Raw genomic sequence first — 1780 nt, 5'->3', positions numbered from 1 at the left:
TCCTCGTCGATCGCTTTCGCAGTCTGCCCCGAAACCTGTTTGGTTTGCGTCATCGTGCGGCCGAGGAACACCTCGCCCTCTTCCTCGCTGTAGCTCAATGGCCCCAGGCGATCAGAGAGACCCCATTTGGTGACCATGCTGCGTGCGATATCCGTCGCTCGCTCGATGTCGTTGCTCGCCCCAGTCGTGACACTGTCCGCACCGAAGATAAGTTCTTCCGCGATTCGTCCGCCGAAAAGGCTGGCAATCTGGCTGTTCAAGCGTTGCTTCGAGTAGCTGTATCGATCCTCCTCTGGAAGGAACATGGTGACACCAAGCGCTCGCCCACGCGGAATGATCGTGACTTTATAAACGGGATCATGGTCAGGCACGTTCAACCCGACGATAGCGTGCCCAGCCTCGTGATACGCGGTGAGCTTTTTCTCGTCTTCGTTCATCACCATGGAACGCCGCTCCGCGCCCATCATGATCTTGTCTTTGGCCTTTTCGAACTCTTCCATGCCGACAGTACGTCGATTGGCGCGCGCTGCGAACAGCGCAGCTTCATTGACAAGGTTAGCGAGATCCGCACCGGAGAACCCTGGCGTACCACGCGCGATGATGCCCGGACGCACATCGTCTCCGAGCGGTACCTTGCGCATGTGTACACGAAGGATTTGCTCCCGACCGCGCACGTCCGGAAGCGGCACCACCACTTGTCGGTCGAAGCGTCCCGGGCGCAGCAGCGCCGGATCCAAAACGTCGGGTCGGTTCGTTGCCGCGATTACGATAATGCCTTCGTTTCCTTCGAAGCCATCCATTTCTACGAGCAGCTGGTTCAGCGTTTGCTCACGTTCGTCATGCCCACCGCCAAGGCCGGCACCACGATGACGCCCCACAGCATCGATTTCGTCGATAAAGATGATGCATGGCGCGTGCTTCTTCGCCTGTTCGAACATGTCTCGGACACGCGAGGCGCCGACACCCACAAACATCTCAACGAAGTCTGAACCTGAAATGGTAAAGAACGGCACCTTGGCTTCACCCGCAATCGCTCGCGCGAGTAACGTCTTACCGGTGCCGGGCGAGCCAACCATCAAAACGCCTTTCGGAATCTTGCCGCCGAGACGTTGGAACTTGCTCGGATCTTTGAGGAAGTCGACGATCTCTACGACCTCTTCCTTGGCCTCTTCGACACCCGCAACGTCACTGAAGTTGACCCCGACTTGGTCCTCACCAAGCAACCGTGCCTTGCTCTTGCCGAACGACATCGCGCCGCGGCCGCCAGCACCGCCGCCTTGCATCTGGCGCATGAAATAGATCCAGACGGCGATCAGCAACAGTACTGGGAATGAGTGGACGAGGAGCGTTACGAGCAGGCTCTGCTGTTCCGGTTCCGGCATGTCGAATTCGACACCCCGCTCCTGAAGCTCGCCGATCAGCGCTGAAACGTCACCGCTCTCTGGGTTATAGGCGAAAAACCGCGAGCCGTTCTTCGTCATATATCGGACTGTCGGTCCGTCGAAACTCACCGATTCCACCGAATTGTCTTCGACCCTATTCAGGAAATCCGAGTAGCGTTCCTGCTGGGCCCCCGCCATGCCTGCGCCATTAAAGCTCTGCACGACGGTCATCAAGACCAGTACGATCGCCACAAAAATCAGGATATTCTTGGCTGAATCATTCACGAATTTGCCTCTTTAGGACACGATGTCGACAGTTTCGCCGACGATCGGGGACTTTCTGCTTGGAAAATGGGGCAGGCGCTGCCCGTTGATAGACACGACCCGGATTCCTTCGC

1 protein-coding gene is annotated in these 1780 nt (G+C 57.5%); it reads right to left on the bottom strand.

What is annotated here, in order from left to right; genetic code table 11:
• A partial coding sequence (gene ftsH, locus AAF739_18135) for an ATP-dependent zinc metalloprotease FtsH (protein ID MEM6384587.1) occupies positions 1 to 1667 on the bottom strand: 1667 nt, incomplete at its 3' end.
• Positions 1668 to 1780: the final 113 nt, after the last annotated feature.

Source organism: Pseudomonadota bacterium (genome assembly GCA_039024915.1).
Classification (GTDB): Bacteria; Pseudomonadota; Alphaproteobacteria; order Rhizobiales; family MH13; genus MH13.
Note: the sequence above shows the minus strand (reverse complement) of the source record. Positions and strands in the feature narration are given on the sequence as shown.